This is a genomic window from Ensifer sp. GW101-20A05, assembly GCF_059424735.1.
This window is the reverse complement of record NZ_JBWKZT010000007.1, coordinates 285,404-311,669: the sequence shown is the minus strand read 5'-3', so window position 1 is coordinate 311,669 and position 26,266 is coordinate 285,404. Positions and strand designations below refer to the sequence as shown.

Annotated in this window: 26 protein-coding genes; 17 read left to right on the top strand and 9 right to left on the bottom strand. The window is 61.1% G+C overall.

The features are described 5' to 3' along the window. Positions 1-939, top strand: a 939-nt coding sequence (locus AC070A_RS19795) for a porin (RefSeq protein WP_494773567.1), incomplete at its 5' end; no start/stop codon positions are given. 171 nt (positions 940-1,110) lie between these two features. Here the strand turns inward: AC070A_RS19795 and AC070A_RS19790 are convergent. The 3 genes from AC070A_RS19790 to AC070A_RS19780 form a co-directional block, all read right to left on the bottom strand. Next, positions 1,111-2,010 carry an alpha/beta fold hydrolase gene (locus AC070A_RS19790; protein ID WP_113737605.1) on the bottom strand — a complete coding sequence of 300 codons (900 nt, stop codon included), beginning with the start codon at positions 2,008-2,010 and terminating at the stop codon, positions 1,111-1,113. Positions 2,011-2,145: 135 nt separating this feature from the next. Then, the gene (locus AC070A_RS19785; protein WP_082615971.1) at positions 2,146-2,649 is read right to left on the bottom strand and encodes a BA14K family protein; all 504 of its coding nucleotides are present in this window, start codon (positions 2,647-2,649) and stop codon (positions 2,146-2,148) included. A gap of 115 nt (positions 2,650-2,764) precedes the next feature. Continuing rightward, on the bottom strand, positions 2,765-4,831 hold the full coding sequence (locus tag AC070A_RS19780) for a transglycosylase SLT domain-containing protein (protein WP_162771002.1): 2,067 nt from the start codon (positions 4,829-4,831) through the stop codon (positions 2,765-2,767). A 291-nt stretch (positions 4,832-5,122) separates the two neighbouring features. Here AC070A_RS19780 and dapA point away from each other — a divergent pair, with 291 nt between their 5' ends. Both dapA and smpB read left to right on the top strand, forming a co-directional pair. Continuing rightward, positions 5,123-6,007 carry a 4-hydroxy-tetrahydrodipicolinate synthase gene (gene dapA / locus AC070A_RS19775; RefSeq protein ID WP_057252820.1) on the top strand — a complete coding sequence of 295 codons (885 nt, stop codon included), beginning with the start codon at positions 5,123-5,125 and terminating at the stop codon, positions 6,005-6,007. Beyond that, entirely contained in the window at positions 6,007-6,486 is a 480-nt protein-coding gene (gene smpB / locus AC070A_RS19770; protein ID WP_057252818.1) for an SsrA-binding protein SmpB, read from the top strand. The genes dapA and smpB overlap by 1 nt, the downstream gene beginning before the upstream one ends. Before the next feature lie 130 nt (positions 6,487-6,616). Here smpB and AC070A_RS19765 read toward each other — a convergent pair whose 3' ends face one another. Continuing rightward, a complete protein-coding gene (locus tag AC070A_RS19765; RefSeq protein ID WP_057252816.1) occupies positions 6,617-7,198 on the bottom strand; it encodes a LabA-like NYN domain-containing protein in 582 nt (193 codons plus the stop codon). 467 nt (positions 7,199-7,665) lie between these two features. Here AC070A_RS19765 and rpoZ point away from each other — a divergent pair, with 467 nt between their 5' ends. From rpoZ to era, 8 genes are all read left to right on the top strand, one after another. Continuing rightward, a complete protein-coding gene (gene rpoZ, locus AC070A_RS19760) occupies positions 7,666-8,073 on the top strand; it encodes a DNA-directed RNA polymerase subunit omega (RefSeq protein WP_057252814.1) in 408 nt (135 codons plus the stop codon). Positions 8,074-8,287: 214 nt separating this feature from the next. Beyond that, positions 8,288-10,513, top strand: coding sequence for a RelA/SpoT family protein (locus AC070A_RS19755; protein ID WP_057252812.1), 2,226 nt, complete (start codon positions 8,288-8,290; stop codon positions 10,511-10,513). A 194-nt stretch (positions 10,514-10,707) separates the two neighbouring features. Next, complete coding sequence (locus AC070A_RS19750) at positions 10,708-10,857, top strand: DUF3563 family protein (protein ID WP_065377015.1); 150 nt, start codon at positions 10,708-10,710, stop codon at positions 10,855-10,857. A 288-nt stretch (positions 10,858-11,145) separates the two neighbouring features. Beyond that, entirely contained in the window at positions 11,146-11,601 is a 456-nt protein-coding gene (locus AC070A_RS19745) for a DUF2062 domain-containing protein (protein WP_245296263.1), read from the top strand. Then, positions 11,598-12,017, top strand: coding sequence for a holo-ACP synthase (gene acpS / locus AC070A_RS19740; RefSeq protein WP_058320270.1), 420 nt, complete (start codon positions 11,598-11,600; stop codon positions 12,015-12,017). Before AC070A_RS19745 ends, acpS begins: the two co-directional genes overlap by 4 nt. A gap of 161 nt (positions 12,018-12,178) precedes the next feature. After that, a complete protein-coding gene (lepB, locus tag AC070A_RS19735) occupies positions 12,179-12,922 on the top strand; it encodes a signal peptidase I (RefSeq protein ID WP_058320269.1) in 744 nt (247 codons plus the stop codon). Continuing rightward, positions 12,922-13,638 (top strand): ribonuclease III, encoded by a 717-nt coding sequence (rnc, locus tag AC070A_RS19730; RefSeq protein WP_093232142.1) that lies wholly within the window; start codon positions 12,922-12,924, stop codon positions 13,636-13,638. Before lepB ends, rnc begins: the two co-directional genes overlap by 1 nt. Before the next feature lie 8 nt (positions 13,639-13,646). Further along, positions 13,647-14,576 (top strand): GTPase Era, encoded by a 930-nt coding sequence (era, locus tag AC070A_RS19725; protein WP_057252807.1) that lies wholly within the window; start codon positions 13,647-13,649, stop codon positions 14,574-14,576. A gap of 133 nt (positions 14,577-14,709) precedes the next feature. Here era and AC070A_RS19720 read toward each other — a convergent pair whose 3' ends face one another. After that, positions 14,710-15,699, bottom strand: a complete 990-nt coding sequence (locus AC070A_RS19720) for a glycerophosphodiester phosphodiesterase family protein (protein ID WP_093232143.1) — start codon at positions 15,697-15,699, stop codon at positions 14,710-14,712. A gap of 174 nt (positions 15,700-15,873) precedes the next feature. Here AC070A_RS19720 and AC070A_RS19715 point away from each other — a divergent pair, with 174 nt between their 5' ends. The 4 genes from AC070A_RS19715 (at position 15,874) to AC070A_RS19700 (ending at position 21,582) form a co-directional block, all read left to right on the top strand. Further along, positions 15,874-16,872: a glutathione S-transferase family protein gene (locus AC070A_RS19715; protein ID WP_110878144.1), complete on the top strand. Its 999-nt coding sequence runs from the start codon at positions 15,874-15,876 to the stop codon at positions 16,870-16,872. 333 nt (positions 16,873-17,205) lie between these two features. Then, on the top strand, positions 17,206-18,513 hold the full coding sequence (locus AC070A_RS19710; protein ID WP_113737603.1) for a cyclopropane fatty acid synthase: 1,308 nt from the start codon (positions 17,206-17,208) through the stop codon (positions 18,511-18,513). 213 nt (positions 18,514-18,726) lie between these two features. Beyond that, positions 18,727-21,033, top strand: a complete 2,307-nt coding sequence (locus AC070A_RS19705; RefSeq protein ID WP_057252799.1) for a Tex family protein — start codon at positions 18,727-18,729, stop codon at positions 21,031-21,033. Positions 21,034-21,264: 231 nt separating this feature from the next. Continuing rightward, positions 21,265-21,582 (top strand): hypothetical protein, encoded by a 318-nt coding sequence (locus AC070A_RS19700; protein ID WP_057252797.1) that lies wholly within the window; start codon positions 21,265-21,267, stop codon positions 21,580-21,582. A gap of 25 nt (positions 21,583-21,607) precedes the next feature. On the opposite strand, the gene rkpK is transcribed toward AC070A_RS19700, so the two are convergent. From rkpK to AC070A_RS19685, 3 genes are all read right to left on the bottom strand, one after another. Beyond that, positions 21,608-22,921, bottom strand: a complete 1,314-nt coding sequence (gene rkpK / locus AC070A_RS19695) for a UDP-glucose 6-dehydrogenase (RefSeq protein WP_058329452.1) — start codon at positions 22,919-22,921, stop codon at positions 21,608-21,610. A 69-nt stretch (positions 22,922-22,990) separates the two neighbouring features. Beyond that, the gene (locus tag AC070A_RS19690) at positions 22,991-24,034 is read right to left on the bottom strand and encodes an NAD-dependent epimerase (RefSeq protein ID WP_112995473.1); all 1,044 of its coding nucleotides are present in this window, start codon (positions 24,032-24,034) and stop codon (positions 22,991-22,993) included. Between the two features lie 70 nt (positions 24,035-24,104). Continuing rightward, positions 24,105-24,437, bottom strand: a complete 333-nt coding sequence (locus AC070A_RS19685; RefSeq protein ID WP_113479436.1) for an ArsR/SmtB family transcription factor — start codon at positions 24,435-24,437, stop codon at positions 24,105-24,107. 50 nt (positions 24,438-24,487) lie between these two features. On the opposite strand from AC070A_RS19685, the gene AC070A_RS19680 reads away from it, so the two are divergent. Both AC070A_RS19680 and AC070A_RS19675 read left to right on the top strand, forming a co-directional pair. Further along, on the top strand, positions 24,488-24,970 hold the full coding sequence (locus tag AC070A_RS19680; RefSeq protein WP_113479437.1) for an SRPBCC domain-containing protein: 483 nt from the start codon (positions 24,488-24,490) through the stop codon (positions 24,968-24,970). 110 nt (positions 24,971-25,080) lie between these two features. Then, a complete protein-coding gene (locus AC070A_RS19675) occupies positions 25,081-25,440 on the top strand; it encodes a hypothetical protein (protein WP_255571368.1) in 360 nt (119 codons plus the stop codon). Positions 25,441-25,466: 26 nt separating this feature from the next. Here AC070A_RS19675 and AC070A_RS19670 read toward each other — a convergent pair whose 3' ends face one another. After that, a complete protein-coding gene (locus AC070A_RS19670; protein WP_113479438.1) occupies positions 25,467-26,210 on the bottom strand; it encodes a L,D-transpeptidase in 744 nt (247 codons plus the stop codon). Between the last annotated feature and the right edge of the window lie 56 nt (positions 26,211-26,266).

Below are 26,266 nucleotides of genomic sequence, written 5' to 3'. Positions count from 1 at the left end.
GCTTTCGGCACTGGCTACTTCTACATCCCGGGCACCGAAACCTGCCTCAAGATCGGCGGCTTCATCCGTTTCCAGACTTCGTTCGGTGACAACGCCTCGCAGAGCCGTTACAACCAGGCGAACCATGACTTCCTCGGCAACGGCGGCCCGAACTATTCCACTTCGGACTGGGATGCCTTCTCGCGCGCTTACATCTCGTTCGACGCCAAGAGCGACACCGAGTACGGCACGCTCACCGGCTTCTTCGCTGCTGAGTTCAACGCCGACAACGACACCGACTCTGGCGACAGCGACTTCATCGACGTTGATGAAGCCTACATCCAGCTCGGTGGCCTCAAGGCTGGTTTCTTCTACAACTGGTGGGATAAGGGCCTGAACGGCGAAACCGACACGCTCGGCAACGTCACCGAGTTCAACTCGATCGCCTACCTCTACGACGGCGGTTCGTTCCAGGCCGGTATCTCGGTTGACGAGCTCGAAGGCTGGTCCACCAAGGCAAACGGCATCGGCGTCTCCGGTATCGTTTCGGCTTCGGTCGGCGGCGTTTCCTTCGACTTGCTCGGCGGCTACGACACCGAATGGGAAGAAGGCGCGATCCGCGCTCTGCTCTCGGCTGACCTCGGCCCGGGCGTCTTCCAGCTCGCTGGTATCTGGGCTTCGAACCCGAACACCTACTGGGCTGAATCCGAGTGGACCGTTGCAGCTTCTTACCGCTGGAACGCTACCGACAAGCTCGCCATCACCCCCGGCGTTCAGTACTTCGGCAGCCTGCAGGACTCGTTCACCGATTTCGGTAGCGACGACATGTGGCGCGCTGGCGTAACGGTTGACTACAAGATCACCGAAGGCCTCGCGACCCGCGTTTCGGTTCAGTATGAAGATGCTGACAACAGCGACGACCAGGTATTCGGCTTCGTCCGTCTGCAGCGCGACTTCTAATATCGTCTGACTTCGGTCAGGAGAGAGAAACCCGGCTTTCGAGCCGGGTTTTTTCGTTTCTGAATTGTGCAACGCTCAGCCACGCGCCGGCGACGCGACCCGGTTAAGCCGGGTGCATGCGCCCGTCGAGGTCAATGGTCGAGATGGCCCTCTGAGTGCAGCCGATCGGTGCTAGCTTGGCGCCGCAGTTGTGATGGCGGTGACAAAGGCGCTCACTGCCTGGCGAGGGCCGTCGAGGTGCAGTAGCGGTGCATGGCCTTGACCTCGTGCGGTGAATGCTACCGTTCCCGAATGTCGTTTGCACATCTCGCTTACCGTCCCTTCCGAGAGTAGCCGGGAGTGCTCGCCTCTGATAACCAAAAGCGGCATCCGGGAAAGGGCCCCATACTGCGGCCAGAGATCTGGCAACAATGTCTCAGCGGTCAGGCCAAGCAGTTGCTGCGCGATGGCTACATCAAAATCTGGCACCGGCGTGCCGTCCTCGTCGCGGTAGACCGCCTTTGCCATTTGTAGCCAATCGCGTTCGCCAAGGATCGGGAAATCGGCTCCGTGGAGTTCTTTCAGATAGCCAGGCGCCATGGACCAGCTTGTCGGCTCGCCTGGCTCCTTGTGGAGATAGTCCCGGATGGCCAGCAGGCCCTCGATTTCGATGACGGGCCCAATGTCATTGAGCACCGCGCCTGCGATGAGGCCGGGTGCAACCCCGATGAGGTGGTGCAGGATCAGCCCCCCGCGGGAAGTGCCGATAAAAACTGCACGATCAATCCCCAGATGCGTGCAGGCCGCAATGACGTCGGTTGTTTCGATTGCGATTGAGTAGTGGCTCTTGTCGTCGTCACGCTGCGAATTGCCTCGGCCGCGATAATCGAGTGAGAAGACGGTGTGTCCGCCACCGCACGGTGACGACAAAAAGATTGCGAGTTCGTGAAAATCGCGGCTGTTGCGGGTGAGGCCCGGCAGGCAGATGATCGGAACTGCAGGTGTGGGACGCACAAGGCCGTAGCTCCGCACGTAGAGTTGCAAATCATCAGCCGCGAGGAACCGATGCTCCCGAAACCCGCCTTGATTCATCGTCTGCCTGCCTCCAACCGCTAACGGCAGGATCGTAGCGGCTCGAGGTGAAAGGGCAAGGCGCGTGCATAGCGCGCATTCGCTGCGAATGGCTCGCTAACAGCGCGCTACTTGCGAACGTGGTCATCTGCCTTGTCAGTAGGGCGAGCATTGTCGCCGTGGACCGCCATAGGGCTGATACGAGTTGTCCCAGGCGCGATAGGACCGATAGCGGGCGTAGCACCAGCGCGTATGGGCATTGCCGCTGACTGCACGCGACCCATTGTAGTATCGCGGCTGACTCAGCAAACCGCCGACGATTGCGCCTGCCGCAAGCCCACCAATGAAAGCGCCGACATCATTGTCGTTGTGGTAGTGGCGGCGATAACGGTCGCGATAGTAGCCATCCCGGTAATAGCCGTCCCGATAGTATCCGCGTCTATCGCCATCCCGGTAATAGCCGCGCCGGCCGCCGCGCTCGCAATAAGGAACGACACAACTGGGGCGGTTCTTTCGGGCTTCGCCGCGCTCGTATGGGAACTGAGCCTTTTGAATGTCAGTCGTTCGAGATACCTGCGGAGCGATCGGGAATGCATTGGCAGGCGGAACACTGCTCATTGCCGTCGCCAGAGACAGGGCGATAATGGATAAGGTCTTCATTGTGTTCACCATTTCCTTCAGGAAAGATCGAACCTTCAGAAGGGAAATGGCTTAAGCCGCCTTTTGTGCCGCCGGCGATCATCACGATTGCTTGAACGGCGGGTGGCGCGTTCGGCTATTGCCGCCCCACCCTCAGATCTTCGACGATGTCGGCGTTCTGCCCGAGCCTCGACTTGTAAACCTGATAGTTTTCCATGACCCGCTGCACATAATTGCGGGTCTCCTGGAATGGAATGCGCTCGATCCAGTCGACGACTTCGTCGATCGGTTTGCCGCGCGGATCGCCATAGCGGCCAAGCCATTCCGGAACACGGCGCGGTCCGGCGTTGTAGGCGATGAAGGTCAGGATATAGGACCCGCCAAAACTACTGATCTGTTCGCCGAGATAGTGCGCGCCAAGCGTGGCGTTGTAGCCGGCATCGCTGGTCAGCCGGTCCTGCGAATAGGCAAGGCCATAGCGGCTGGCGACGCCCTTGGCGGTACCCGGCATCAGTTGCAGCAGGCCGCGGGCATTGGCGGTGGAGATGGCTGCGGGATTGAAGGCACTCTCCTGCCGCGCGATCGCATAGGCGAGCGCCTTGCCGGAACCGTCGATATTGGCGCTTGAAGGGATCACGCCGACGGGAAAGGCGAGCGCCGCGACATCGATGCCGCGTCCGAATGCAATCTTGCCGATCTGGAGCGAAAGCTGGTGGTTTCCGGCCTTCTCGGCGCGCGCCGAAAGCAGGGCGAGTTCGCCGGGACTGTTCAGTTCTTCGGCAAGCGCACGGTAGATACTGTCGGCGCGCCAGGCATGGCCGGCGCTTTCAAGGCGGGAGATCGCCCGCACCGCCTCGCGATTTTCGAATTGTGTCCGATCGCCCGCCGACGGGGCAGGGTAGGCGACGTTCAGCGCCTTGCGGCCAAGCCGGGCGGCTGCGAGTTGACCATAGAAGGTGCCGGGGTAGCGCGCCGCATTGGCGAAATACTCGCTGGCATTGCCCGGTCCGCCGGCCTCGGCCGACCGGCCCAGCCAGTACCAGGCGCGGGAGGCGGAAAGCGGGCGGTTTGACGCATCGAGGATGCGGCGGAAATGGCGAGCTGCGATCGCCGGATCTTCCATGCCGCGTAGTGCATACCAGCCGGCGTGGAATTCGGCATCGACGATATCGGTCGCCTCCGTGGCCATATGACCGGCCGCGATCCGGTAGGCGCCCTTGAAGTCGCCGGCGTCGAGCAGGCCTCGGCTGACAACGCGTTGCTCGATCCACCATTCGCCAGGATTGACGAGCACCCCTCTGTCCCTTGGCATACGGGCAAGCAGCTTGGCCGCTTCCTCGTACTTCTTCTGTTTGCGCAAGGACTCGATCTGAATGAAGAGATAGGCGGGATCCTTGCGCCAGGAAGGATCGACCGCCGCGATCAGCGCATCTGCCTTGTCGTTGCCGCGGCTGACTGCTGCCCAGGCACGATAGAGCGACTGCGCCTTGCCGAGATCGCCAAAGCGTTCGGCCTGTTCGACGCGATTGCGGTAGAGGAGCATGGCCATGCGCCGCTGATGATCGGCGGGTGTTAGTAGACTGGAGAACTCCGCGAGAATCCGGGTCTCGATATCCTTGTCGAGCGCGTCCCGTTGCCAAATTCCGAGCAACCGTTTCGCCGCTGCTTCCGTTTGTCCCTGGGCGACAAGGGCACGAGCCAGGATGAGGGTTCCCTCGGTTGTCTCGGGCTGCGTGTTGCCAAAGGCGTCAAGGACGTCCGGCGCCGGCGGGTTTTCGCGATAGAGCGCCCGCTCCGAATTGGCGCGCAGGGATTTCAGGCCGGGCCATCCCTGAAGTTCGCGCTGGGCATCGGCGATCTCAAAGGAAGGAATGCCGCGCTGGCCGGAAACGGCAATCGCCCAGGTCAGGATGTGACGGTCGAGTGCATCGCGGCTCATGGCATTGCGCACGGAAATCGCGGTCGCCGGCTGCCGGTTGGAGAGGGCGTCGAGGCCCGTCTTCAGATCGCTGTTGACCGGGGTGACGATCGCCGGAATGGCATTGGTGGTTTCGTCGACGGCAACCTGCGCGGCCTTGTTCGATATGTCGGGTTTATGCGCCGGAACCGGTATCCGTTCCGGCGTTTCGGAACTGAAGGCCGGCGATGTGAGCAACGCAGCGCCGACGATGGCGGCGACAGGCAGAAAATTTGATCCGCGCATCAAGAGGCCGTGTTCCCCGTGTCTCACATTCAGCTGCCGCCGGATTGTCTGAGGCAAGACTAGCGGCCAATATTGATCATGGCAATCGCACCATGCCGCCCCAGGCCTATGGCGGAGCGGGACCATTATGCGGGCCGAACGTCAAGCTTTTGCATGAAAACCGGCGTGAAATGCCGTGTCACGACGCTTGCCGCAGCCCCCTCACATGATTATGGTGCGGCAGTTTTTTAACCGTCGATTACGGCCAAAGCATGAGTGCATTTTGCGTCTTTGCGCCGTCAGGAGTTGTGCATGTTCAAGGGTTCCATTCCCGCTCTCGTAACACCGTTCACCGCCACCGGCGCGGTGGATGCGGATGGTTTCGTCGCGCATGTGGAATGGCAGATAAAAGAAGGCAGCCATGGTCTCGTGCCGGTCGGCACCACCGGCGAGTCTCCGACCCTTTCCCATGACGAGCACAAGAAAGTCGTCGAGCTCTGCATCGAGGCGGCGGCCAAGCGGGTGCCGGTGATCGCCGGCGCCGGCTCCAACAACACGACGGAAGCAGTCGAGCTCGCGCAGCATGCCGAAAAGGCTGGTGCCGATGCGATCCTCGTTGTCACGCCCTATTACAACAAGCCGACGCAGAAGGGCCTCTTCGCGCATTATGCCGCGATCGCCGAAAGCGTGAAGCTGCCGATCGTCATCTACAACATCCCCGGCCGGTCGGTCGTGGATATGAGTGTCGAGACCATGGCGGCGCTTAGCAAGGCCTATGCGAACATCATCGGCGTCAAGGATGCGACCGGCAAGATCGAGCGCGTTTCGGAACAGCGCATGGCCTGCGGTCCGGATTTCGTTCAGCTCTCCGGCGAGGACGCGACGGCACTCGGCTTCAATGCCCATGGGGGCGTCGGCTGCATTTCCGTCACGGCCAACGTGGCTCCGCGCCTCTGCGCCGAGTTCCAGGAGGCGACGCTTGCCGGTGAATTCGCCAAGGCGCTTGCCTATCAGGACAAGCTGATGCCGCTGCACAAGGCGATCTTTATGGAGCCCGGCCTTTGCGGCGCGAAATATGCGCTGAACCGCCTCGGCCGGATGAGCCGCACCGTGCGTTCGCCGCTGCTGTCGACGCTGGAGCCGGCAACCGAAGCGGCGATCGACGCGGCGCTGAGGCATGCAGGATTGATGAACTGATGGCACCCAAAGGAAGCCAGCGCACGGTCAACAAGGTTGTGGCGGAAAACCGAAAGGCCCGCTTCAACTACGAGATCGTCGACACCTACGAGGCCGGTCTGGTTCTGACCGGCACCGAGGTCAAGTCGTTGCGCGAAGGCAAGGCCAACATTGCTGAATCCTATGCGACGGACGAAGGTGGAGAGATCTGGCTGATCAACTCCTATCTGCCGGAGTATCTGCAGGCGAACCGCTTCAACCATGAAACGCGGCGGCGGCGGAAACTGCTTCTGTCGAAGCGCGAGGTCAATCGTCTGCAGGGCGCGGTCAATCGCGAAGGCATGTCGCTGATCCCGCTGCGCATCTACTTCAACGAGCGCGGTCGGGCCAAGCTCGAACTGGCGCTCGGCAAAGGCAAGAAGCTCCACGACAAGCGCGAGACCTCGAAAGAGCGCGATTGGAACCGGCAGAAAAACCGCCTGCTGAAGGATCGTGGCTAGAGCAATTCCAGGAAAAGTGCGAAACGGTTTTCCGTCCGGAATTGCGTAATTTCAAAGACTTAGATCACTTCAGTGTTTCGATGAGACAATGAAATGATCTAAGCGATCCTTGGTCCGCTAGATCGCCGCTTTAGATTTCGACGGGGTCCGCCACCGGTTCGGCCGTATGCCGCGGCGTGCGTTCGGAAGGCTCGCGGCCGATTTCGGCCCGCAGCGTTGCGAGGTCGATGAAGTGATCGGCCTGGCGACGAAGGTCGTCGGCAATCATCGGTGGCTGGGTGGACATTGTCGACACGACCGAGACCTTGCGGCCCTTGCGCTGCAGCGCTTCGACGAGTGTGGTGAAGTCGCCGTCACCGGAGAAGATGACGAGGTGATCGACGGTCTCGGACTGTTCCATCGCATCGATCGCCAGTTCGATGTCCATGTTGCCCTTGATCTTGCGGCGGCCAAGTGAGTCGGTGAATTCTTTGGCCGGCTTCGTCACGACCTTGTAACCATTGTAGTCTAGCCAGTCGATCAGCGGGCGGATCGAAGAATATTCCTGATCTTCAATGAGGGCGGTGTAGTAGTAGGCGCGCAGCAGGTAACCGCGTTTTTGAAAGGCTTTCAGGAGTTTGCGATAGTCAATGTCAAAGCCGAGGCTCTTCGATGCCGCGTAGAGATTGGCGCCGTCGATAAAAAGTGCGATCTTTTCGCGGGGATCAAACATCGTCTTTCCTTTTCAATGCCGGCGCATCAAATGCCCGCTGCCGGCCGATACGCAAAAATAAGTCGGTTACATTAATAATTGCTGATATTGCAAATAATGTAGGCTAGGCATTGCATTATTCCAGCAGGGCGCTCGCGAATATAGCTAGTTTTAGCAGTTGCTATAGATAGTCCACATCCCTGGAGTGCCTTTTCTACCAGGCGTTTTGGCGTCGAGGCCAATGATGCAACCAGATGTTTGCGGCTAAGGTTTTCCAGCCCATTATGATCGCATTTTATCACGAAGTGTGACGTTACGTGAGCGGCACTTGCAGGAAAAACTTGAACTTGTCTTGTTTTGATTGTATCCGGGCGGCTAATTCCAGAAATCGGAGCCGACGAGGCCGTCGCTAGACGGCCGTTCCGGTTTCGTGTCGTCAATCCGTGCAGCGGCGATGCCGCCGCGCTTCGAGCCCAAAAGGACAGGCAATGGCCCGCGTCACCGTCGAAGATTGCATCGACAAGGTCGATAACCGTTTCGAACTCGTTCTGCTTGCCAGCCACCGCGCGCGCCTGATTTCCCAGGGTGCCGCCATCACCATCGACCGCGACAACGACAAGAACCCGGTCGTTGCGCTGCGCGAGATCGCCGATGAGACGCTTTCTCCCGGCGACCTCAAGGAAGATCTGATCCATTCGCTGCAGAAGCATGTTGAAGTGGACGAGCCCGAGCCCGATCCGGCTTCGCTGCTTCAATCGGAAGCGGAAACCACCTTCACCGAAGTTGCCGAAGACGAAGATCAGCCGGAAGCGATCACGTTCGACCGCATGTCGGAAGAAGAACTGCTGGCCGGCATCGAAGGTCTTGTGCCGCCGGAAAAGAGCGACGACTACTGAGATCCTTCGCGGAACGACCGTTCCTGCGTGTTTTCAAAGCAGTGCGCCACTCGTATGATTGGCGCACTTTTTTATTGATTTCTTCTGGAGCGGGATGAGGAAAAGTGGATGCGGTTGTCCGCCCGCATCCCGCTCTACCTTATGAGAAACGATTACGTTTATGATTTAGGTCGTTTCGACCTAAAATCACCCTGATCCAGAGGACCGCTAGCGAATGATGCGCCAATACGAGCTCGTTGAGCGCGTGCAAAAATACAAGCCCGACGTCAATGAAGCCTTGCTGAACAAGGCCTACGTCTATGCGATGCAGAAGCATGGCCAGCAGAAGCGGGCAAGCGGCGATCCCTATATCTCTCATCCCCTGGAAGTGGCTGCGATCCTGACGGAAATGCGGCTCGACGAGTCGACCATTGCGGTCGCGCTGCTGCACGACACGATCGAAGACACGACCGCGACCCGCCAGGAGATTGATGATCTCTTCGGCGAAGACATCGGTGCGCTCGTCGAGGGGCTGACGAAGATCAAGAAGCTCGATCTCGTCACCAAGAAGGCCAAGCAGGCTGAGAACCTGCGCAAACTGCTGCTGGCGATCTCGGACGACGTGCGTGTGCTTTTGGTCAAGCTTGCCGACCGGCTGCACAACATGCGCACGCTCGACCACATGTCGGCGGAAAAGCGGGCCCGCATCTCCGAAGAAACGATGGATATCTATGCGCCGCTCGCCGGCCGCATGGGTATGCAGGATATGCGCGAAGAGCTCGAAAATCTCTCGTTCCGCCACATCAACCCGGAAGCTTTCGAGACGGTCACTAGGCGACTGGAAGAGCTTTCCCAGCGCAACGAAGGTCTGATCAAGAAGATCGAGGACGAGTTGCGCGAACTGCTTCAGGCCGAAGGCCTGAAGGCTGCGCAGGTCAAGGGCCGCCAGAAGAAGCCCTATTCGGTCTTCCGCAAGATGCAGTCGAAGTCGCTGTCCTTCGAACAGCTTTCCGACGTCTGGGGTTTCCGCATCATCGTCGATGACATCCCGTCCTGCTACCGGGCGCTCGGCATCGTGCACACCCGCTGGCGCGTTGTTCCAGGTCGCTTCAAGGACTACATCTCGACGCCGAAGCAGAACGACTATCAGTCGATCCACACCACGATCGTCGGCCCTTCGCGCCAGCGCATCGAGCTGCAGATCCGCACGCGGCGCATGAACGATATCGCCGAATACGGTATCGCGGCCCACTCGCTCTACAAGGACGGGGAGGGGAACTCGGCGGATCAGGCCCTTTCGCCGACGTCGAACGCCTATTCCTGGCTCAGGCGCACGATCGAATCCCTCGCGGAGGGCGACAACCCCGAAGAATTCCTCGAGCACACCAAGCTCGAGCTGTTCCAGGATCAGGTGTTCTGCTTCACGCCCAAGGGGCAGCTCATCGCGCTGCCGCGTGGCGCGACGCCGATCGACTTCGCCTACGCCGTACACACCAACATCGGCGACACCTGCGTCGGCGCCAAGATCAACGGCCGCATCATGCCGCTGGTCACACGCCTCAACAATGGTGACGAGGTGGAGATCATTCGCTCGGGCATTCAGGTGCCGCCGCCGGCCTGGGAAGAGATCGTCGTCACCGGCAAGGCGCGCTCGGCGATCCGCCGCGCGACGCGCGCCGCGGTTCGCAAGCAATATGCCGGCCTCGGCTATCGCATTCTGGAGCGCACCTTCGAGCGCGCCAGCAAGACGTTTTCGCGCGAGGCGCTGAAGCCGGCGCTGCATCGTCTCGGTCAGAAGGAAGTCGAAGACGCGATCGCTGCGGTCGGTCGCGGCGAGCTCTCTTCGCTCGATGTCCTGCGCGCGGTCTTCCCGGATCACCAGGATGAGCGCGTGACGGTGAAGCCGAGCGCCGACGATGGCTGGTTCAACATGCGCAGCGCCGCCGGCATGGTGTTCAAACTGCCGGGGCTTGGTAAGGATGCGAACGGCGCAGTACAGGTCGAAGGGCCGGAAGCGCTTCCAATCCGCGGTCTCTCCGGCAATGCCGAGGTGCATTTCAGCCCCGCCGGTGCCATTCCCGGCGATCGTATCGTCGGCATCATGGAAAAGGACAAGGGCATCACCATCTATCCGATCCAGTCGCCCATCCTGCAGAAATTCGACGACGAACCGGAGCGCTGGATCGATGTGCGCTGGGATCTGGACGAAGCCAACAGCAGCCGCTTCATGGCTCGGATTGCAATCAGCGCCCTGAATGAGCCGGGAACGCTGGCCGAAGTGGCTCAGGCGATCGCGACCAGCGACGTCAATATCCGCTCACTCTCGATGGGCCGCGTGGCGGCGGACTTCAGCGAGCTGCAGTTCGATCTTGAAGTCTGGGATCTGCGCCAGCTCAACCATCTGATCACGCAGCTCAAGGAGCTTCCGAGCGTGTCCACGGTGAAGCGCCTCTTTGAATGAGCCAACCGGCGCGGCGCCTGCAGGGCCGCCGTGGCCCTTGGTTCTACATGTCGCTGCCTCAAAAACAGGCACGAGGTGCATGGCAAAGCGGCAAGGCATGCTCTGACTGCATGGCTGCCGCCTTTTCCTGGAACTGGTGGAAAAGGGACTTCTAAACTATCTTCTGTATCGGGAGGTAAACAAAGAGGTTTGCCATGTTCAATCAGTTGAAGAAGATCACCCGCGCACTGCGCGTCCCCACTCAGGAAGAGCGCGAGCTCGCCTATCTCAATAGTTCGGTCGATCGCATCGATCTCGAGTACCGTCAGCGCCAGATCGATCGCGGCCTGTTCCGCAACTACTAAGTCGATCGCGTCCCGTCTGGTGGCGGGATGCTGAAGCCATGCGTTCCGTGAATGGCTTGCCTGCGACATATGCGCGGCGCGCCGGCGGGTTGCAAGCCGCAGCCATGACGCCTATCTTGCGGCCAGCAAACAGGCGGACGCGCCGTCTTGTGCCGGTCGACGGCTCCAAGATGCGGTCATGACGGCAGAATGTTATTTAGACGCAGAAACCCGGTCACGATTTCCGAAAGGCTCCGCGCACTCCTTTGGCCGCGCAAGGGCTTTCGGCGTGGTCCGCGCTACATTACCTTGCGGATCCTGCGCCTCTCCTCGACGCCGCACTCGATTGCTGTCGGGGTGGCTGCGGGCGTAGCGTCGTCGTTTACGCCGTTCTTCGGCCTGCACATCGTCATAGCCGTCGCTCTGGCCTTCGTGTTCTCCGGCAATCTGGTTGCCGCCGCGATCACCACCGCGCTTGCCAATCCGGTGACGATCCCGATGATCCTGACCGCGTCCTATGAGTTGGGCATCGCCATCTTGGGTGTGGAAAGCGCGCACGCCGCCAGCAGCGCCGACGTGATGCGCATGGTCGAGCACCTTGACCTCTCTGCCCTTTGGGGACCGGTCTTCAAGCCGATGCTCATCGGTTCCCTGCCGCTGGCCGCCGCCGGCGCGCTGATTTCCTATCTTGCGGCCTACCACGCTGCTCGCATCTTTCAAAAGCGACGCCGGGCGCGCACCAAAGACTTCGGATCTTCCTCATGATCATTGGCATAGGCAGCGACCTGATCGATATCAGGCGGATCGAAAACTCGCTTTCTCGCTTCGGCGAGCGCTTCGTGCAGCGCTGTTTCACGGAAATCGAGATCGCCAAGTCCGAAGGCCGGAAGAATAGGGCTGCGTCCTACGCCAAGCGCTTCGCCGCCAAGGAAGCCTGTTCGAAGGCGCTGGGGACGGGTCTTGCGCAGGGCGTCTTCTGGAAGGACATGGGCGTCATCAATTTGCCCGGCGGCAAACCGACAATGAACCTCACCGGCGGTGCAGCGGAGCGTCTGGCGCAGATGCTGCCGCCCCATCACCGGGCGGCTATTCACCTAACGATCACCGACGATTTTCCTCTGGCGCAGGCCTTCGTGATTATCGAAGCGCTGCCCGTTGCCCCGGTTGAGGGAACGGTTTAGAGCATTCCGCTGGAAAACCCGGTCCGAGGCGATTGAAGGGCAGGCAGTCTGCAGCATATGAGACCGGATTGTACGCAGTTTGAAGGTGGGATCAGAACTGCGGAAGAAAGTTAAGAGCAAGCCCCGGTGAGGGCGTTGCCATGATAAAGGAAGACACTAGCGTGGCAGAAAAGACAGAAGCGAAGCAGAGCGGTCTCTGGGAAAACGTGAAGGTCGTTATCCAGGCGCTCCTCCTGGCCGTAGTCATCCGTACCGTTCTCTTTCAGCCCTTCACCATTCCCTCGGGCTCGATGATGCCGACGCTGCTCGTCGGCGACTACATCTTCGTCAACAAGTTCGCCTACGGTTTTTCCAAGTATTCGCTGCCGCTTTCTCCCGATCTGTTCTCCGGCCGCATTTTCGCCAGCGAGCCGAAGCGTGGCGATATCGTCGTCTTCCGCTTCCCGCCGAACCCCGATATCGACTATATCAAGCGCCTCGTCGGCCTGCCGGGGGATCGCGTCCAGGTTCGCAACAGCATCCTCTACATCAACGACAAGCCGGTCGACCGCGTGCCGGACGGTGCTTTCCGCGCCGACGATCAGTACGACACCGGCGGAGACGTCCCGGTCTATCGTGAGACGATGGACAACGGCGTGTCCTACGACACGCTCGACCAGTTCCCGGATTCGCGCGGCGACAACACCCGCGAATTCATCGTGCCCGAAGGTCACTACTTCATGATGGGCGACAACCGCGACAACTCGGCCGACAGCCGCTTCGACGTCGGCTTCGTCCCGGCCGAGAACCTGGTTGGCCGCGCCAGCATGATCTTCTTCTCGCTCGGCAACGACACCTCGTTCCGCGAAGTCTGGAAGTGGCCGGCGAACCTGCGTTACGATCGTCTGTTCAAGGCGGTCGAATAATGAAGTCGCGGTCGCTGAGCGCGGAGGATCGGGCAAAACTCGAGACCGTGATTGGCTATCAGTTTGCTGAGAAGGAGCGCCTGGATCGGGCGCTCACCCATTCCAGCGCCCGTAGCGCCAAAGGCTCCAACTATCAGCGCCTGGAGTTCCTGGGCGACCGGGTACTTGGGCTCTGCATTGCCGAACTTCTGTTCCAGACGTTTCGCGATGCAAATGAAGGCGAGCTGTCGGTACGGCTGAACCAGCTCGTCAGCGCCGAAAGCTGCGCTATGGTCGCCGACGATCTCGAACTGCACCAATTCATCCGCACCGGTTCCGACGTCAAGAAGATTACCGGCAAGGCGATGATGAATGTGCGCGCCGATGTGGTAGAGTCGCTTATCGCCGCCATCTATCTCGATGGGGGCCTTGAGGCCGCCCGCGGCTTCGTGCTGCGCCATTGGAAGGATCGGGCGGTCCGCGCCGACGGTGCCCGCCGCGATGCGAAGACCGAATTGCAGGAATGGGCGCATGCCAAGTTTGGCATCGCGCCGACTTACAGGACGGACGATCGTTCCGGCCCGGATCATGATCCCCGCTTCACGGTAACCGTGGAGATCGCGGGGGTCGCGCCGGAGACCGGGATCGACAGGTCCAAGCGTGGCGCCGAGCAGGTCGCCGCGATGAAATTGCTGGAACGCGAAGGCGTGTGGCGGAAAAACTCCGCCGGAAATTGACGGAAAAAATGACGGACATGGAAAAAGATACGGCCGCTGAAGGCGCGCCGACCCACTCGGGTTTCGTGGCGCTGATCGGCGCGACCAACGCAGGCAAGTCGACCTTGGTCAACCGCCTCGTCGGCGCCAAGGTTTCGATCGTCAGCCACAAGGTGCAGACCACGCGCGCGATCGTGCGCGGCATTGCCATCCACGACAACGCTCAGATCGTCTTCATGGACACGCCCGGCATCTTCAAGCCGCGGCGGCGGCTCGACCGTGCCATGGTCACGACCGCCTGGGGCGGCGCCAAGGATGCGGACGTGATCATGCTCCTGATCGATAGCGAGCGTGGCCTGAAGGGTGATGCGGAAGCGATCCTCGAGGGGCTGAAGGAAGTGCACCAGCCGAAGATCCTCGTGTTGAACAAGATCGACCAGGTACGGCCGGAGGATCTTTTGAAGCTCGCGGCTGCGGCCAACGAGACGATCAAGTTCGAACGCACCTTCATGATCTCGGCGCTGAACGGTTCGGGCTGCAAGGACCTCATGGACTATCTCGCCGAGACGTTGCCGGAAGGTCCCTGGTACTATCCGGAGGATCAGATTTCCGATTTGCCGATGCGCCAGCTCGCGGCCGAAATCACCCGCGAGAAGTTGTTTCTGCGCCTGCATCAGGAGCTTCCCTATGCCTCGCATGTCGAAACCGAGAAGTGGGAAGAGCGCAAGGACGGATCGGTTCGCATCGAACAGGTGATCTACGTCGAGCGCGAGAGCCAGAAGAAGATCGCGCTCGGCAAGAACGGCGACGCGATCAAGGCGATTTCGACGGCGTCGCGCAAGGAGATCTCCGAGATCCTCGAGCAGCCGGTGCACCTTTTCCTGTTCGTCAAGGTGCGCGAAAACTGGGGCGACGACCCCGAGCGCTTCCGCGAAATGGGCCTCGAATTCCCGCGATAAGCTGGGGCGATCCGGTTCAAGACGGTCTCGGTACCCGTGCAGGACGGGCGTCGCGTTGCAGCGATACCTGTCTATCGAGACGCGCAAAGTCGCACGATGACGGCAAGGGGGAAGCCGTGCCTTGGATGCCGCCTCAGTTCGCCCTGGCCTCAGCGACCTGCCGCTTTCCCAGGGCCGGGCCGATCATCTCGATACGGTTGGTCCAGATGTAGCCGGAAAACCCCGGCGGGACCAATTCCAGATCCTGCATCGTATCGATCCCGGTGGTGAAGTCGCCGCCGTGATAAGGGCCGAGCAGGATGATATCGCTTCCGGCCGCTTTCATGCGGGCGGAGAAACGGTCGGGCCAACCCCAGAGAAAATGCGCGTAATTGCCGGGCACGATGACGAGAGTGTTCCGGCAAGCCTCCGGCATCAGACCGGTCCAGCCATAGCCGAGATAGCGCGTTAGGCACGCCATCGTCGACGTCCGGTCATAGCCGCGCATCCCTTCCACGCGCTTCAGAGTCTCGCGAGTCGGTTCCTCGCCGCCATACACCCCGAACATAGCCTGCCGCCATTGCGGCCGCGCTTCGATCAGCGTTGCGAGTGCCGCGCCCTCCTCGGCGCGCCGGCTCTTGAAGTTGACGAGAAACTTGCGGTCGGGCAGGGCAGCCAGCACCTCATCCAGCGTCGGCATCTGGCCGACGCCCTTTCCGCGGAAGGGGAAGGTCTTGCCGCCATCGGCCGTATAGCCGTAACCGATATCGAGAGACTTCAGCGTCGCCATCGGCGTTTCTTCGGTAACGCCCTTGCCTTCGGTCCGACAGTCGAGCGTCCAGTCGTGAAAGACGGCGAACTGTTTGTCTGGCGTGAGATGCACGTCGAGTTCGACGACATCAGCGCCCGCATCGAAGGCAGCCCCCATCGAGGCGATCGTATTTTCGAGATAGGAATGCTGTGGCGGATCGATGATCGTTGCAGTGCAAGTGTCGTTGCCGACATTGGCCTTCGGATAGGTTTGGTGGACGCCTCGGTGCGCGAGCAGTTTCGCCGAGCCTGCCGGTGGCGTGACGAACAGCGACGTGTTCATCAGCCAGACGACGGCGGCAAACAGAACAATGGCAGCAACGAACTTCTTCATCCTGATTCTCCTCTTCGAATCCGGATTGCTCGACATTGTGGCGCCAGGATGTTGATACACGCCTCACGTGCGTGTCGCGGATTGCGAACGATGTGTCACCCGCGCGCGCGATTGACCCGCAGCGGAGCCCTGTGAGACGTAGCTATCGTTGATTTTGCGATCCGGAGAAAAGAGATGCCGCAGCTTGTCGAGGGAAAATGGGTCAAGGGCGACGTTGCGGCCAGCGAGATGAAAGGGGGTGCATTCCACCGGGAGCCGACGCGCTTTCACCGCTGGATCACGCCAGAGGGGAGCCCAGGCCCGGAAGGCCAGCCGGCTCTGCCGGCCGAGGCCGGGCGTTACCGCCTGTTCGTTTCCTATCTCTGCCCCTGGGCCTCGCGCACGATCGCCTTCAGAAACCTCAAGGGATTGCAGGAGATCATCGGGCTTACGGTGGCCAACCCGGTGCTCGGAGAGGATGGTTGGACCTATAACGAGCCGGTCGATGCCGGTGAGCGCGTCGGTAAGATCCGTTTCCATCATGAGCTCTATGTGGCGAGCGACCCGACCTATACCGGCAAGGTCTCGGTTCCGGTTCTCTGGGATATGCAGGAGGGTCGGATCGTCAACAACGAGTCCGCCGACATCATCCGCATCCTGAATTCGGCCTTTGATCACTTGACCGGCAACCGGCTTGATTTCTATCCGGAGGCGCTGCGGGGAGACATCGATCACTGGAATGGCCCGATCTACGAGCGGGTCAACAACGGCGTCTATCGATCCGGCTTTGCAAAGACGCAGGAAGCCTATGATGAGGCGGTGTCGAGCCTGTTCGGCATGCTCGACGAAGTCGAGGCACACCTCGCGGTCAACCGTTATCTCGCAGGCGAGTACCTGACCGAGGCGGACATCCGCTTGTTCGTCACCCTGATTCGTTTCGATGCGGCCTATCATGGCGCCTTCAAATGCAACATCCGCCGGATCGAGGACTACCCGGCGTTGTCGAACTATCTGCGCGAAATCTATCAATGGCCGGGTATCCGCGAGAGCGTGCGCATCGATCATATCAAACGCGGCTACTACGGCATTGCCCACATCAATCCGACCCGCATCGTTCCTGCCGGCCCGATGCTGGATTTCGATCGCCCGCATGATCGTGCTCGCTTGCGAGGGCGCGGAGTCGTTGGCGCATAGCCGCGTTTCCTCATTTGCTAAGGAAACAAGTCTATGAGGGGCCATAGAGAACCCATTGCCAATCCATGGAAGCTTCCTAAATTAATGGAAGTTCTGATGGATAGGAGCCCGATGGCGGCTGGCCTGACGAATTTCCGGCGGGGCAAGCACATGGAGCCTGACGCGCCCGCTGGATACCCGTGACGCCACGCCCGAGCCGCTCGCCGCTTCCGGACGCGCTCGCGTATGCTCCCGAGGCGCGCTCGCGCAAACCCTCCGGAAGCCCCGAACGAGCCGACCCTTCGCATCTCTCATGCACCAGGACACCGTGGGTAGGTCTGGTAGGGGTGAGATATGAATGCAGCATTGTTGACTTTGCTTCGCCGTCTGGTGCGCAACGGCAACCTGACGGTGACTTTTTCTTCCGGCGAACAGGTCGTTCTGGGTGACGGCACCGGAAAACCGGCATCAATCCGCATCGTCGACGCGGAGGCGGAGAATGCGATCGTCCGGGACCCGGGCCTTCGCTTTGGTGAAATGTACATGGATGGGCGCGTCGTCATCGAAAGAGGTGACATTTTCGACGTGCTTTCGATCGTGAAGGCGAACGGCATCGAGAATGCGGCAAATGCCACCAACACGATCACAGGCCTGTGGCATGTGCTGCGCCAGCAGTTGGTGAGCCGCATGCCGGTCAATCGCAACCGGAACAACGTCGCGCATCACTACGATCTCGATCGCAATCTCTTCAACCTGTTCCTCGACGAGGACTGGCAATATTCCTGCGCCTATTTCCAGCCGCGGGGAATATCGCTCGACGCAGCACAGCTCGCCAAGAAGCGGCACATCGCCGCGAAGCTTCTGCTGGAGCCGGGGCAGAAGGTGCTGGAGGTCGGTTCCGGCTGGGGCGGGATGGCTATGTATCTGGCCGAATCTTCCGGAGTCGAAGTCACGGGCATCACGCTCAGCGAGGAGCAGCTGAAGGTTTCCCGTGATCGTGCCGCCAGGCGCGGGCTTTCCGATCGTGTCCGCTTCGAACTGCAGGACTACCGCACCCTTGAGGGCCGGCAGTTCGACCGCATCGTCTCCGTCGGCATGTTCGAGCATGTCGGTATCGGCAATTACGGAAATTTCTTCAACAAGATGAAGGAGTTGCTGACGCCGGAAGGCGTCATGCTGCTGCATTCGATCGGCCAGGTCTACAAGCCCTGGGCGACCAACCCGTGGATCGAAAAGTACATCTTCCCCGGCGGTTATATTCCCGCTCTCTCCGAGGTTCTGCCGTCGGTCGAGCGTATGCGGCTGCTGGTGAAGGATGTCGAGATCCTGCCGATGCACTATGCCTGGACCTTGCGGGCCTGGCGTGAGCGTTTCGTCGCGCGCCGCGAAGAGGCGGTAAGGCTCTACGACGAACGCTTCTTCCGCATGTGGGAGTTCTATCTGGCGGCTTCCGAAACGGCCTTCCTCTACGACAAACACTTCATCTTCCAGCTTCAGCTCTCGCCTTCTCTCGATGCCGTGCCGGTCTCGCGCGACTACATCGAGGAGCGGGAGCGGCAATTGATCGAGTTCGAGAAGCGTCGGCCGCCGCTCGAACCGGTCAACAATTGGGACGAGGCGCCGGCGGAAGAACACATCGAACCGGCTGCAATGGCGGTCTGATTTAAGGCCATCCCTGTCGCGATAGTTCGACACGGGATGGCCGTCCCCCATCTTCTGTGGAGTTCGGAATTTCCTCCGAAGGCCTTCACTTGGCCTCGAAGCCCTGCGCCTTTATGGTCGCCGACCAAACGACTGCCTGTTTCCGCGGATCATCTCCGATCCAAGGACAAAACGTGCAGTGCTTCCAAGCGCTGCAGGAAAGACGGAATTCCCATGGCCAACCCCGCTAAATCCATCGCCGCCATTATTGCCAGCGAAATCAAGGCAGCACCTTCGCAGGTTAAAGCCGCTGTCGAGCTGTTGGACGAGGGGGCAACGGTGCCGTTCATCGCGCGCTACCGCAAGGAAGTGACCGGCGGCCTAGACGATACGCAATTGCGTATGCTGTCGGAGCGGCTGACTTACTTGCGCGAACTCGAGGCGCGTCGGGCATCGATCCTCGAGTCGATCCGCGGGCAGGACAAGCTGACGGACGAACTGGAAGCCAAGATCGCTGCCGTCGAAACCAAGGCGGAACTTGAAGACATCTATCTGCCCTACAAGCCGAAGCGCCGCACCAAGGCTGAGATCGCCCGCGAGCGTGGCCTCGCGCCGCTGGCGGAAGCGATTCTGGCCGATCGCTCCGTCGCGCCGGCCGATCGCGCAACGGCCTTCCTGACCGCCGAGGTGGTTGATGTGAAGGCGGCGCTTGATGGCGCGCGCGACATCATCGCCGAAGGCATGACCGAAAACGCCGATCTGCTTGGCCGCCTTCGCAATCATATGAAGGGCGCCGCCTTCCTGCGCGCCAAGGTCGTCGACGGCAAGCAGGAGGCCGGCGCCAAGTTCTCCGACTATTTCGACCATTCCGAGCGCTGGGCGACGACGCCCGGTCACCGGGCGCTGGCGATGCTGCGCGGTTGGAACGAAGAGGTTCTGTCCGTTGATATCGTCGTCGATCAGGACGACACGTCGCCGGTAAAGCCGGTCGAGCGCATGATTGCCGCCGCCTACAATGTCGGCGCCCATCTGCCGGGTGACAAATGGCTGGCCGAGATGATCGGCTGGACCTGGCGCGTGAAGCTCTCCATGTCGCTGTCGCTCGACCTGATGCGTGAACTGCGCGAGCGTGCCGAAGAGGAGGCGATCCACGTCTTCGCCCGCAACCTCAAGGACCTGCTGCTTGCCGCGCCTGCGGGATCGCGGGCCACGATGGGCCTCGATCCGGGCATCCGCACCGGCGTCAAGGTCGCGGTGGTCGACGGCACCGGCAAGCTGCTCGAAACGACGACCGTCTACCCGTTCCCACCGAAGAACGACGTTCGTGGCACGCAGGCCGAGCTCGCCTCGCTGATCCGCAAGCACAAGGTGGAGCTGATCGCGATCGGCAACGGAACCGGCAGCCGTGAGACCGAAAAGCTCGTTGCCGACATGCTCCTGCAGCTGCCGGCGCCGAAGCCGACCAAGGTCATCGTTTCCGAAGCCGGCGCCTCGGTTTACTCGGCATCTGAAACGGCCGCCTTGGAGTTCCCCGGCCTCGACGTTTCGCTGCGCGGTGCAGTCTCGATCGCCCGCCGCTTGCAGGATCCGCTGGCCGAGCTTGTGAAGATCGAGCCGAAGTCGATCGGCGTTGGCCAGTACCAGCACGACGTCGACCAGTCGAAGCTCAGCCGCTCGCTCGATGCGGTGGTGGAAGACGCGGTGAACGCCGTCGGCGTCGACGTCAACACGGCGTCGGCACCGCTGCTTGCCCGGGTGTCCGGCCTCGGCAAATCCTCGGCCGAGGCGATCGTCGCGCATCGTGACGCGACCGGGCCGTTTGGAAGCCGCAAGGAACTGTTGAAAGTGCCGCGGCTCGGCGCGCGCACCTTCGAACAGTGCGCAGGCTTCCTGCGCATCCCGAACGGCAAGGAGCCGCTCGATGCCTCCTCCGTCCATCCGGAAGCCTATGGCGTCGCCAAGAAGATCGTGGCCGCCTGCGGGCGCGACGTGCGCGCTCTGATGGGCGACAGTGTCGCCCTGAAGCAACTCGACCCACGGACCTTCGTGGACGAGCGCTTCGGCTTGCCGACCGTCAAGGACATTCTCGCCGAACTCGAAAAGCCGGGCCGTGACCCGCGCCCGAGCTTCAAGACCGCGACCTTTGCCGAGGGCATCGACGACATCAAGGACCTGAAGGTCGGCATGCAGCTCGAGGGCACCGTCACCAACGTCGCGGCTTTCGGTGCCTTCGTCGACATCGGCGTCCACCAGGATGGCCTCGTCCACGTGTCTCAACTCGCGGACCGTTTCATCAAGGACCCCCATGAAGTGGTGAAGGCCGGGGATGTCGTGACTGTCCGCGTCACTGAGGTGGATGTCGCCCGCAAGCGCATCGGCCTGACGATGCGGAAGGATGGTGGCGCTGAGTCAGGCCGCGAGGCCCGTGGCAGCGCACCGAATGGCGGCAACCGTGGCGCGCCCACGCGCCCGCAGAAGCCGCAAGCGCCGTCGCAGGGCGCCTTTGGTGCGGCCCTGATGGAGGCGATGAAGCGCAAATAGCAGCTTCGGCATCGGTTCTGCAGCGCCGCGCGTCATTACGACGCGCGGCGTCTCCGATGGATGGTCTATAATTTAGATAATTGTAATAATCGCGGCTTTCCGCCATACTCTCTCCATCGTGGCAACTGCGCTGTTTTGTGAGCAGTGCGCCGATGGAGCAGCCGGATTTACGGCGGAAAAGGTTAGCGGAAACTCCTCCTCCGCCGGGCATCCGGTGAAAGGAGTTGCGTGATGGTACGCAAGGTGATCCGCGGCTTCGCGCTGGCCGCCCTTCTGGCAGCCGGGGTGACGGCGCGCCCGGTCCCCGCAGTTTCGCAGGCCCCGATAAATTGCGCGAACCGATCCGAGGTGATCGAGTTTCTGGCGCGGCAGTATCGGGAAAAGCCAGCCGCCACGGCGCTCATCAATCCTCAGGCGATCCTGGAAGTCTATGCGGCCGACAACGGCAGCTGGACATTGATCGTCACGGACGTCAACGGCCGTAGCTGCGTCATCCTTGCCGGCAAGAGTTGGGAAGCTCTGCCGCCGCTGCCAGTTCCAAAAGCATAGTCGGCCCTCCCGCCAGCCGAAGCCCTCAGAGGGGCCGGCCGATGCTGGAATAGGCAAAGCCGTGCTTGGCAACCTCGTCCTGGCGGTAGATGTTCCTGAGGTCGACGAGAATAGGCGTCTTCATCGCGGATTTCAGGCGGCGGAAGTCAAGCGCGCGGAACTCGTTCCATTCCGTTACGATCACTAGCGCATCCGCTTCGTTGGCCGCCTCATAGGGATCGCTGGCATAGTCGATGCCGTCGATGATCTTCTTGGCGTTCTCCATGCCTTCCGGGTCGTAGCCGATAATGTGGGCGCCGGCATCCCGCAGCGTCTGCACGATGGCGATCGCCGGACTGTCGCGCATGTCGTCGGTGTTCGGCTTGAAGGTGAGGCCGAGGATCGCGATCTTGTGCCCGCGCACGTCGCCGCCGGCAGCCGCAATCACCTTGCGGCCCATTGCCCGCTTGCGGTTGTCGTTGATCGCAACCGTGGTCTCGACGAGCCGGACGGGCGCGTCATGGTCCTGCGCGGTCTTGACCAGTGCCAGCGTGTCCTTCGGGAAGCACGAGCCGCCATAGCCGGGGCCCGCATGCAGGAACTTCGAGCCGATGCGGCCATCGAGGCCGATGCCGCGGGCGACGTCCTGGACATTGGCGCCGACCTTTTCGCAGAGGTCGGCCATCTCGTTGATGAAGGTGATCTTCATCGCCAGGAAGGCATTGCCGGCATACTTGATCAGTTCGGAGGTGCGGCGTGACGTGAACACGAGCGGCGATTGGTTGAGATAGAGCGGCCGGTAAACCTCGGTCATGACGTCACGCGCCCGCGCATCATCGTCGACAACACCGATGACGATCCGGTCCGGCCGCTTGAAGTCCTCGATCGCCGCACCCTCGCGCAGGAATTCCGGATTGGAGACGACGGCGAAATCGGCGTCAGGATTGGTTTCGCGAATGATGCGCTCGACCTCATCGCCCGTGCCGACCGGAACGGTGGATTTGGTAACGATGACGGTGAACCCCCTGAGGTTCTCGGCGATCTCGCGGGCCGCTGCATACACGTAGGAGAGGTCGGCATGACCATCGCCGCGGCGGGAAGGGGTGCCGACCGCGATGAAAATGACGTCGCTGTCGGCGACGGCGGAAACGAGATCGGTCGTGAACGACAGTCGACCCGAGGCGACGTTGCTGGCCACCAGATGGTCGAGGCCGGGTTCGAAGATCGGAATACGGCCCTGCATCAGCGCGTCGATCTTGCTCTCATCCTTGTCGAGACAGACGACGTCGTGACCGAAATCCGCAAAACACACACCGGAAACGAGGCCTACATAACCGGCGCCGATCATTGTGATTTTCATAGGCTCTTTCCTTTGTTGTCTGGCGAGCTCTTGTCCGCGAACGCGGAAACCATGCTGGTTTGCACGTATCTATGCCTGCGAGGCCGAGGATCCGGCTTTCCCGCCAACATTGTAGTATTCCTCATACCAGGCGGCAAAGCGCGCCACGCCTTCTTCCACCGGGATTGAGGGTCTGAAATCTGTCAATGCCTCCAGAAGATCAGGGGAGGCATAGGTGCGCGGCACGTCGCCCTGCTGCATCGGCAGCATGTTGCGCAGTGCCGGCTTGCCGACGGCCTTCTCGACCGTTTCGACGAACGTCATCAGTTCGACCGGCTGGCCGCCGCCGACGTTGACGACACGGAACGGTCCTTGGCGCGACAGCGTGTCCTCGGCCTTCTCGGATGGCACGCGGTTTTCTTCCGCCGGTGCCACGTGCGAGAGCCTGAGGATGCCTTCGACGAGGTCGTCGATATAGGTGAAGTCGCGGCTCATACGGCCTTCGCCATAAATGTCGATCGGCTGCCCCTTGTGGATGGCGTCGACGAACTTGAACAGCGCCATATCAGGCCGGCCCCAGGGACCATAGACCGTGAAGAAGCGGAAGGCGGTGGTTGGAACCTTGTAGAGATGGGCATAGCTATGCGCCATCAGTTCCATCGATTTCTTGGTGGCGGCATAGAGCGTCATCGGCTCGTCGGCGCGATCGGTCTCCGCAAACGGGATCTTCTCGTTGGCGCCGTAGATCGAGGACGTCGAAGCGAGCATCAGGTGCTTCGGGCCGAGTTCCCGCGCCAGTTCCAGGATGTTCCACGAGCCGATGAGGTTGGAATCGACATAGGCCTTGGGATTTTCAAGGCTGTATCGGACGCCGGCCTGGGCCGCGAGGTGGATGATGACCTCGGGCTCGGCAATCTCCGCCGCATGGTTGAGCGCCGCCCGATCCTCGAGCATGCCGACGACAGCCTTGAAGCCGTTCGAACGCGCCAGGATCTCATGCCGGCGCTGCTTCAGCGTCACGTCGTAATAGGGAGTCATGCCGTCGAAGCCGACCACGAAATGTCCTTCGTCGATCAATCGCTTGGCGAGATGAAAGCCGATGAAGCCCGCGGTGCCGGTGATGAGGTAGCGCACGACCATGTCCCCAGATTGTGTTGTCAGGGCGTTCTTACGAAGAAAGCCGGGCAATGGAAAGTCGAAACCATCACTCCGACGGTTGGTCCAGCCCCTGTTGCAGGGCGGAGAGGACCGACATCGCGTGCCCCGCATATTGGCTGATCCAGCGGTCGTGAATGGCTTGGATCGGCAAAGCGTTCAGGTGGTTCCAGCGCTCGCGGCCCTCGCGGCGAACGAGCACGAGTTCGGCCTCTTCCAGCACCTTCAGATGCTGCATGACGGTGCAGCGATCGAGATTGGCGAATTGTTCGCAGAGCATGCCGGTCGTCTGCGGCGCGTGCTTCATAGCGTCGAGCATCTGGCGGCGCAATCCATTGGCCAAAGCTTTGAAAACGAGATCGTCTTTCGAATCGTTTGACATGTTATGTTTTTATAACATATTCTGTTCGGGCTCAATAGGAGGAACATCAGATGCCCTTCGAATTCCGCGTGAATGGACGGATCGATCGCCCGGTCGCCCAGGTCTTCGATGCCGTCGTCAATCCGGATCAGCTCAGTCGCTATTTCGTCACCCTTGGTGGCATCAGCGGACCGCTGGTCGCCGGGGCTACGGTCAAATGGTGGGGGCAGGTGCCGGTGCAGGTCGAGGCGGTCGAGCAGAACGAACGGATCGTCTTCCGCTGGGACGCCATGGTCGCCAAGGGTGAGGAGCCCTACCAGACCCGCGTGGAGATGCGTTTCCAGTCGCTGGATGACGGCGCCACTATGGTGACGATCGCCGAAAAGGGATGGCGCGAGAACGAGCAGGGGCAGAAGGGGTCTTATGTCAACTGCGAAGGCTGGTCGCAGATGCTTGCCTGCATGAAGGCCTGGCTCGAATACGGCATCAACCTGCGCCAGGGCTATTACCTCAGCGAACTCTCAGGCAAGCCGGCACTCGAGCCGCAAGCCTGAGCCAGCCGGCACCGGGCTTTCCGCTCCGGATCCGGGCGCGATTGTCGACAATCGAAACACAAACAATGAGCCGCATCGGCAGGCGCCGGGCGGTAATGGGAGATTGCGTCATGACGAAAATCACAGGCGGCATCAATATCGCCGTGAAGGTTCCCTCGCATCAATATGAGGCAGTCGTCGCCTTCTATCGCGACACGGTCGGCCTCGAACCCATCGAAGAAAAGCTGCCGGCCATCGGCTTCAAGCTTGGGCCCAACCAACTCTGGATCGACGAGGCGCCGAACTACAGCCAGGCCGAGGTCTGGCTCGAACTCTTTACCGATGACCATGTGGGCGCGCTTGATCACCTCGCCGCCAGGGGCGCTGTGCGCTGTGATGCGGTGGAAGATCTCGGCGAAGGTTTTCGCGGCGGCTGGATCATGAATCCGGCCAATATCGTGCACATGGTGCGGACGCCGGACGCCTGGTAGGCGGCCGGCATTCCGTCAAGCAGGTATCAGTAGGCCGGCGGCAGGCCGCCGTTCGAAACGCTCGCCATCGACACGCCGCCGGCCGGTTCGGTCACCGGCGGTTCCGCCTGCAGGACCACGACGCGCGAATTGAGCGGCACACGGCTGTAGAGATCGATGATATCGGGGTTGAAGAGACGGATGCAGCCGCTCGAGACGGCCTTGCCGATCGACCAGGCCTCGGTCGTGCCGTGGATGCGGAACAGCGTGTCGCGGCTGCCCTGGAAGAGATAGAGCGCGCGCGGCCCGAGCGGGTTGCGCACGCCCGGCGCCATGCCGCCGGCAAGCGGGCCATAGCGCTCCGGTTCGCGTGCCACCATGTCCTGTGTCGGCGTCCAGCGCGGCCATTCCGCCTTGCGCGCAATGCGCGCTTCGCCCTCGAACTCCAGGCCCGCCTTGCCGACGCCGATTCCGTAGCGCATCGCCATACCGCCATCCTGGACCAGGTAGAGGAAGCGGTTCTGGGTATCGATCACGATCGTGCCCGGCGGCTCGTGCGTCTGGTAGGCGACCTGCTGACGCAGATAGCGCTTGTCGACCTTGCTGATGTCGATCGCATCCAGTGGGAACTTTTCGTTGGGTAGCGGCCCGTACATCGCCACATAGTATGGATCCGGTCCCTTCGGTTTGGCCGGCCCCGACGTGGTGACGCAACTGGCGAGCGTCGAGGTGGCGAAAAGAAGGGCGAAGAGCTGCGCCAGGCGGCCGGCGCTGTTCCGGGACACACACATAATGAAATTTATTATCCTGCTGATTGTCATTTTGGGCGGGAGGCACGGCTTTTGCC

Bases quoted from the DNA above. Each gene is read 5' to 3' on its own strand.
- AC070A_RS19755 (WP_057252812.1), top strand. From the start codon at position 8,288: ATGATGCGCCAATACGAGCTCGTTGAGCGCGTGCAAAAATACAAGCCC.
- acpS (WP_058320270.1), top strand. From the start codon at position 11,598: ATGATCATTGGCATAGGCAGCGACCTGATCGATATCAGGCGGATCGAA.
- rkpK (WP_058329452.1), bottom strand. From the start codon at position 22,921: ATGAAAATCACAATGATCGGCGCCGGTTATGTAGGCCTCGTTTCCGGT.
- dapA (WP_057252820.1), top strand. From the start codon at position 5,123: ATGTTCAAGGGTTCCATTCCCGCTCTCGTAACACCGTTCACCGCCACC.
- smpB (WP_057252818.1), top strand. From the start codon at position 6,007: ATGGCACCCAAAGGAAGCCAGCGCACGGTCAACAAGGTTGTGGCGGAA.
- AC070A_RS19670 (WP_113479438.1), bottom strand. From the start codon at position 26,210: ATGTGTGTGTCCCGGAACAGCGCCGGCCGCCTGGCGCAGCTCTTCGCC.
- AC070A_RS19785 (WP_082615971.1), bottom strand. From the start codon at position 2,649: ATGAAGACCTTATCCATTATCGCCCTGTCTCTGGCGACGGCAATGAGC.
- era (WP_057252807.1), top strand. From the start codon at position 13,647: ATGACGGACATGGAAAAAGATACGGCCGCTGAAGGCGCGCCGACCCAC.
- AC070A_RS19680 (WP_113479437.1), top strand. From the start codon at position 24,488: ATGCCCTTCGAATTCCGCGTGAATGGACGGATCGATCGCCCGGTCGCC.
- AC070A_RS19685 (WP_113479436.1), bottom strand. From the start codon at position 24,437: ATGTCAAACGATTCGAAAGACGATCTCGTTTTCAAAGCTTTGGCCAAT.
- AC070A_RS19750 (WP_065377015.1), top strand. From the start codon at position 10,708: ATGTTCAATCAGTTGAAGAAGATCACCCGCGCACTGCGCGTCCCCACT.
- AC070A_RS19705 (WP_057252799.1), top strand. From the start codon at position 18,727: ATGGCCAACCCCGCTAAATCCATCGCCGCCATTATTGCCAGCGAAATC.
- AC070A_RS19675 (WP_255571368.1), top strand. From the start codon at position 25,081: ATGACGAAAATCACAGGCGGCATCAATATCGCCGTGAAGGTTCCCTCG.
- AC070A_RS19720 (WP_093232143.1), bottom strand. From the start codon at position 15,699: ATGAAGAAGTTCGTTGCTGCCATTGTTCTGTTTGCCGCCGTCGTCTGG.
- AC070A_RS19710 (WP_113737603.1), top strand. From the start codon at position 17,206: ATGAATGCAGCATTGTTGACTTTGCTTCGCCGTCTGGTGCGCAACGGC.
- AC070A_RS19790 (WP_113737605.1), bottom strand. From the start codon at position 2,010: ATGAATCAAGGCGGGTTTCGGGAGCATCGGTTCCTCGCGGCTGATGAT.
- rnc (WP_093232142.1), top strand. From the start codon at position 12,922: ATGAAGTCGCGGTCGCTGAGCGCGGAGGATCGGGCAAAACTCGAGACC.
- AC070A_RS19780 (WP_162771002.1), bottom strand. From the start codon at position 4,831: ATGCGCGGATCAAATTTTCTGCCTGTCGCCGCCATCGTCGGCGCTGCG.
- rpoZ (WP_057252814.1), top strand. From the start codon at position 7,666: ATGGCCCGCGTCACCGTCGAAGATTGCATCGACAAGGTCGATAACCGT.
- AC070A_RS19715 (WP_110878144.1), top strand. From the start codon at position 15,874: ATGCCGCAGCTTGTCGAGGGAAAATGGGTCAAGGGCGACGTTGCGGCC.
- AC070A_RS19700 (WP_057252797.1), top strand. From the start codon at position 21,265: ATGGTACGCAAGGTGATCCGCGGCTTCGCGCTGGCCGCCCTTCTGGCA.
- AC070A_RS19765 (WP_057252816.1), bottom strand. From the start codon at position 7,198: ATGTTTGATCCCCGCGAAAAGATCGCACTTTTTATCGACGGCGCCAAT.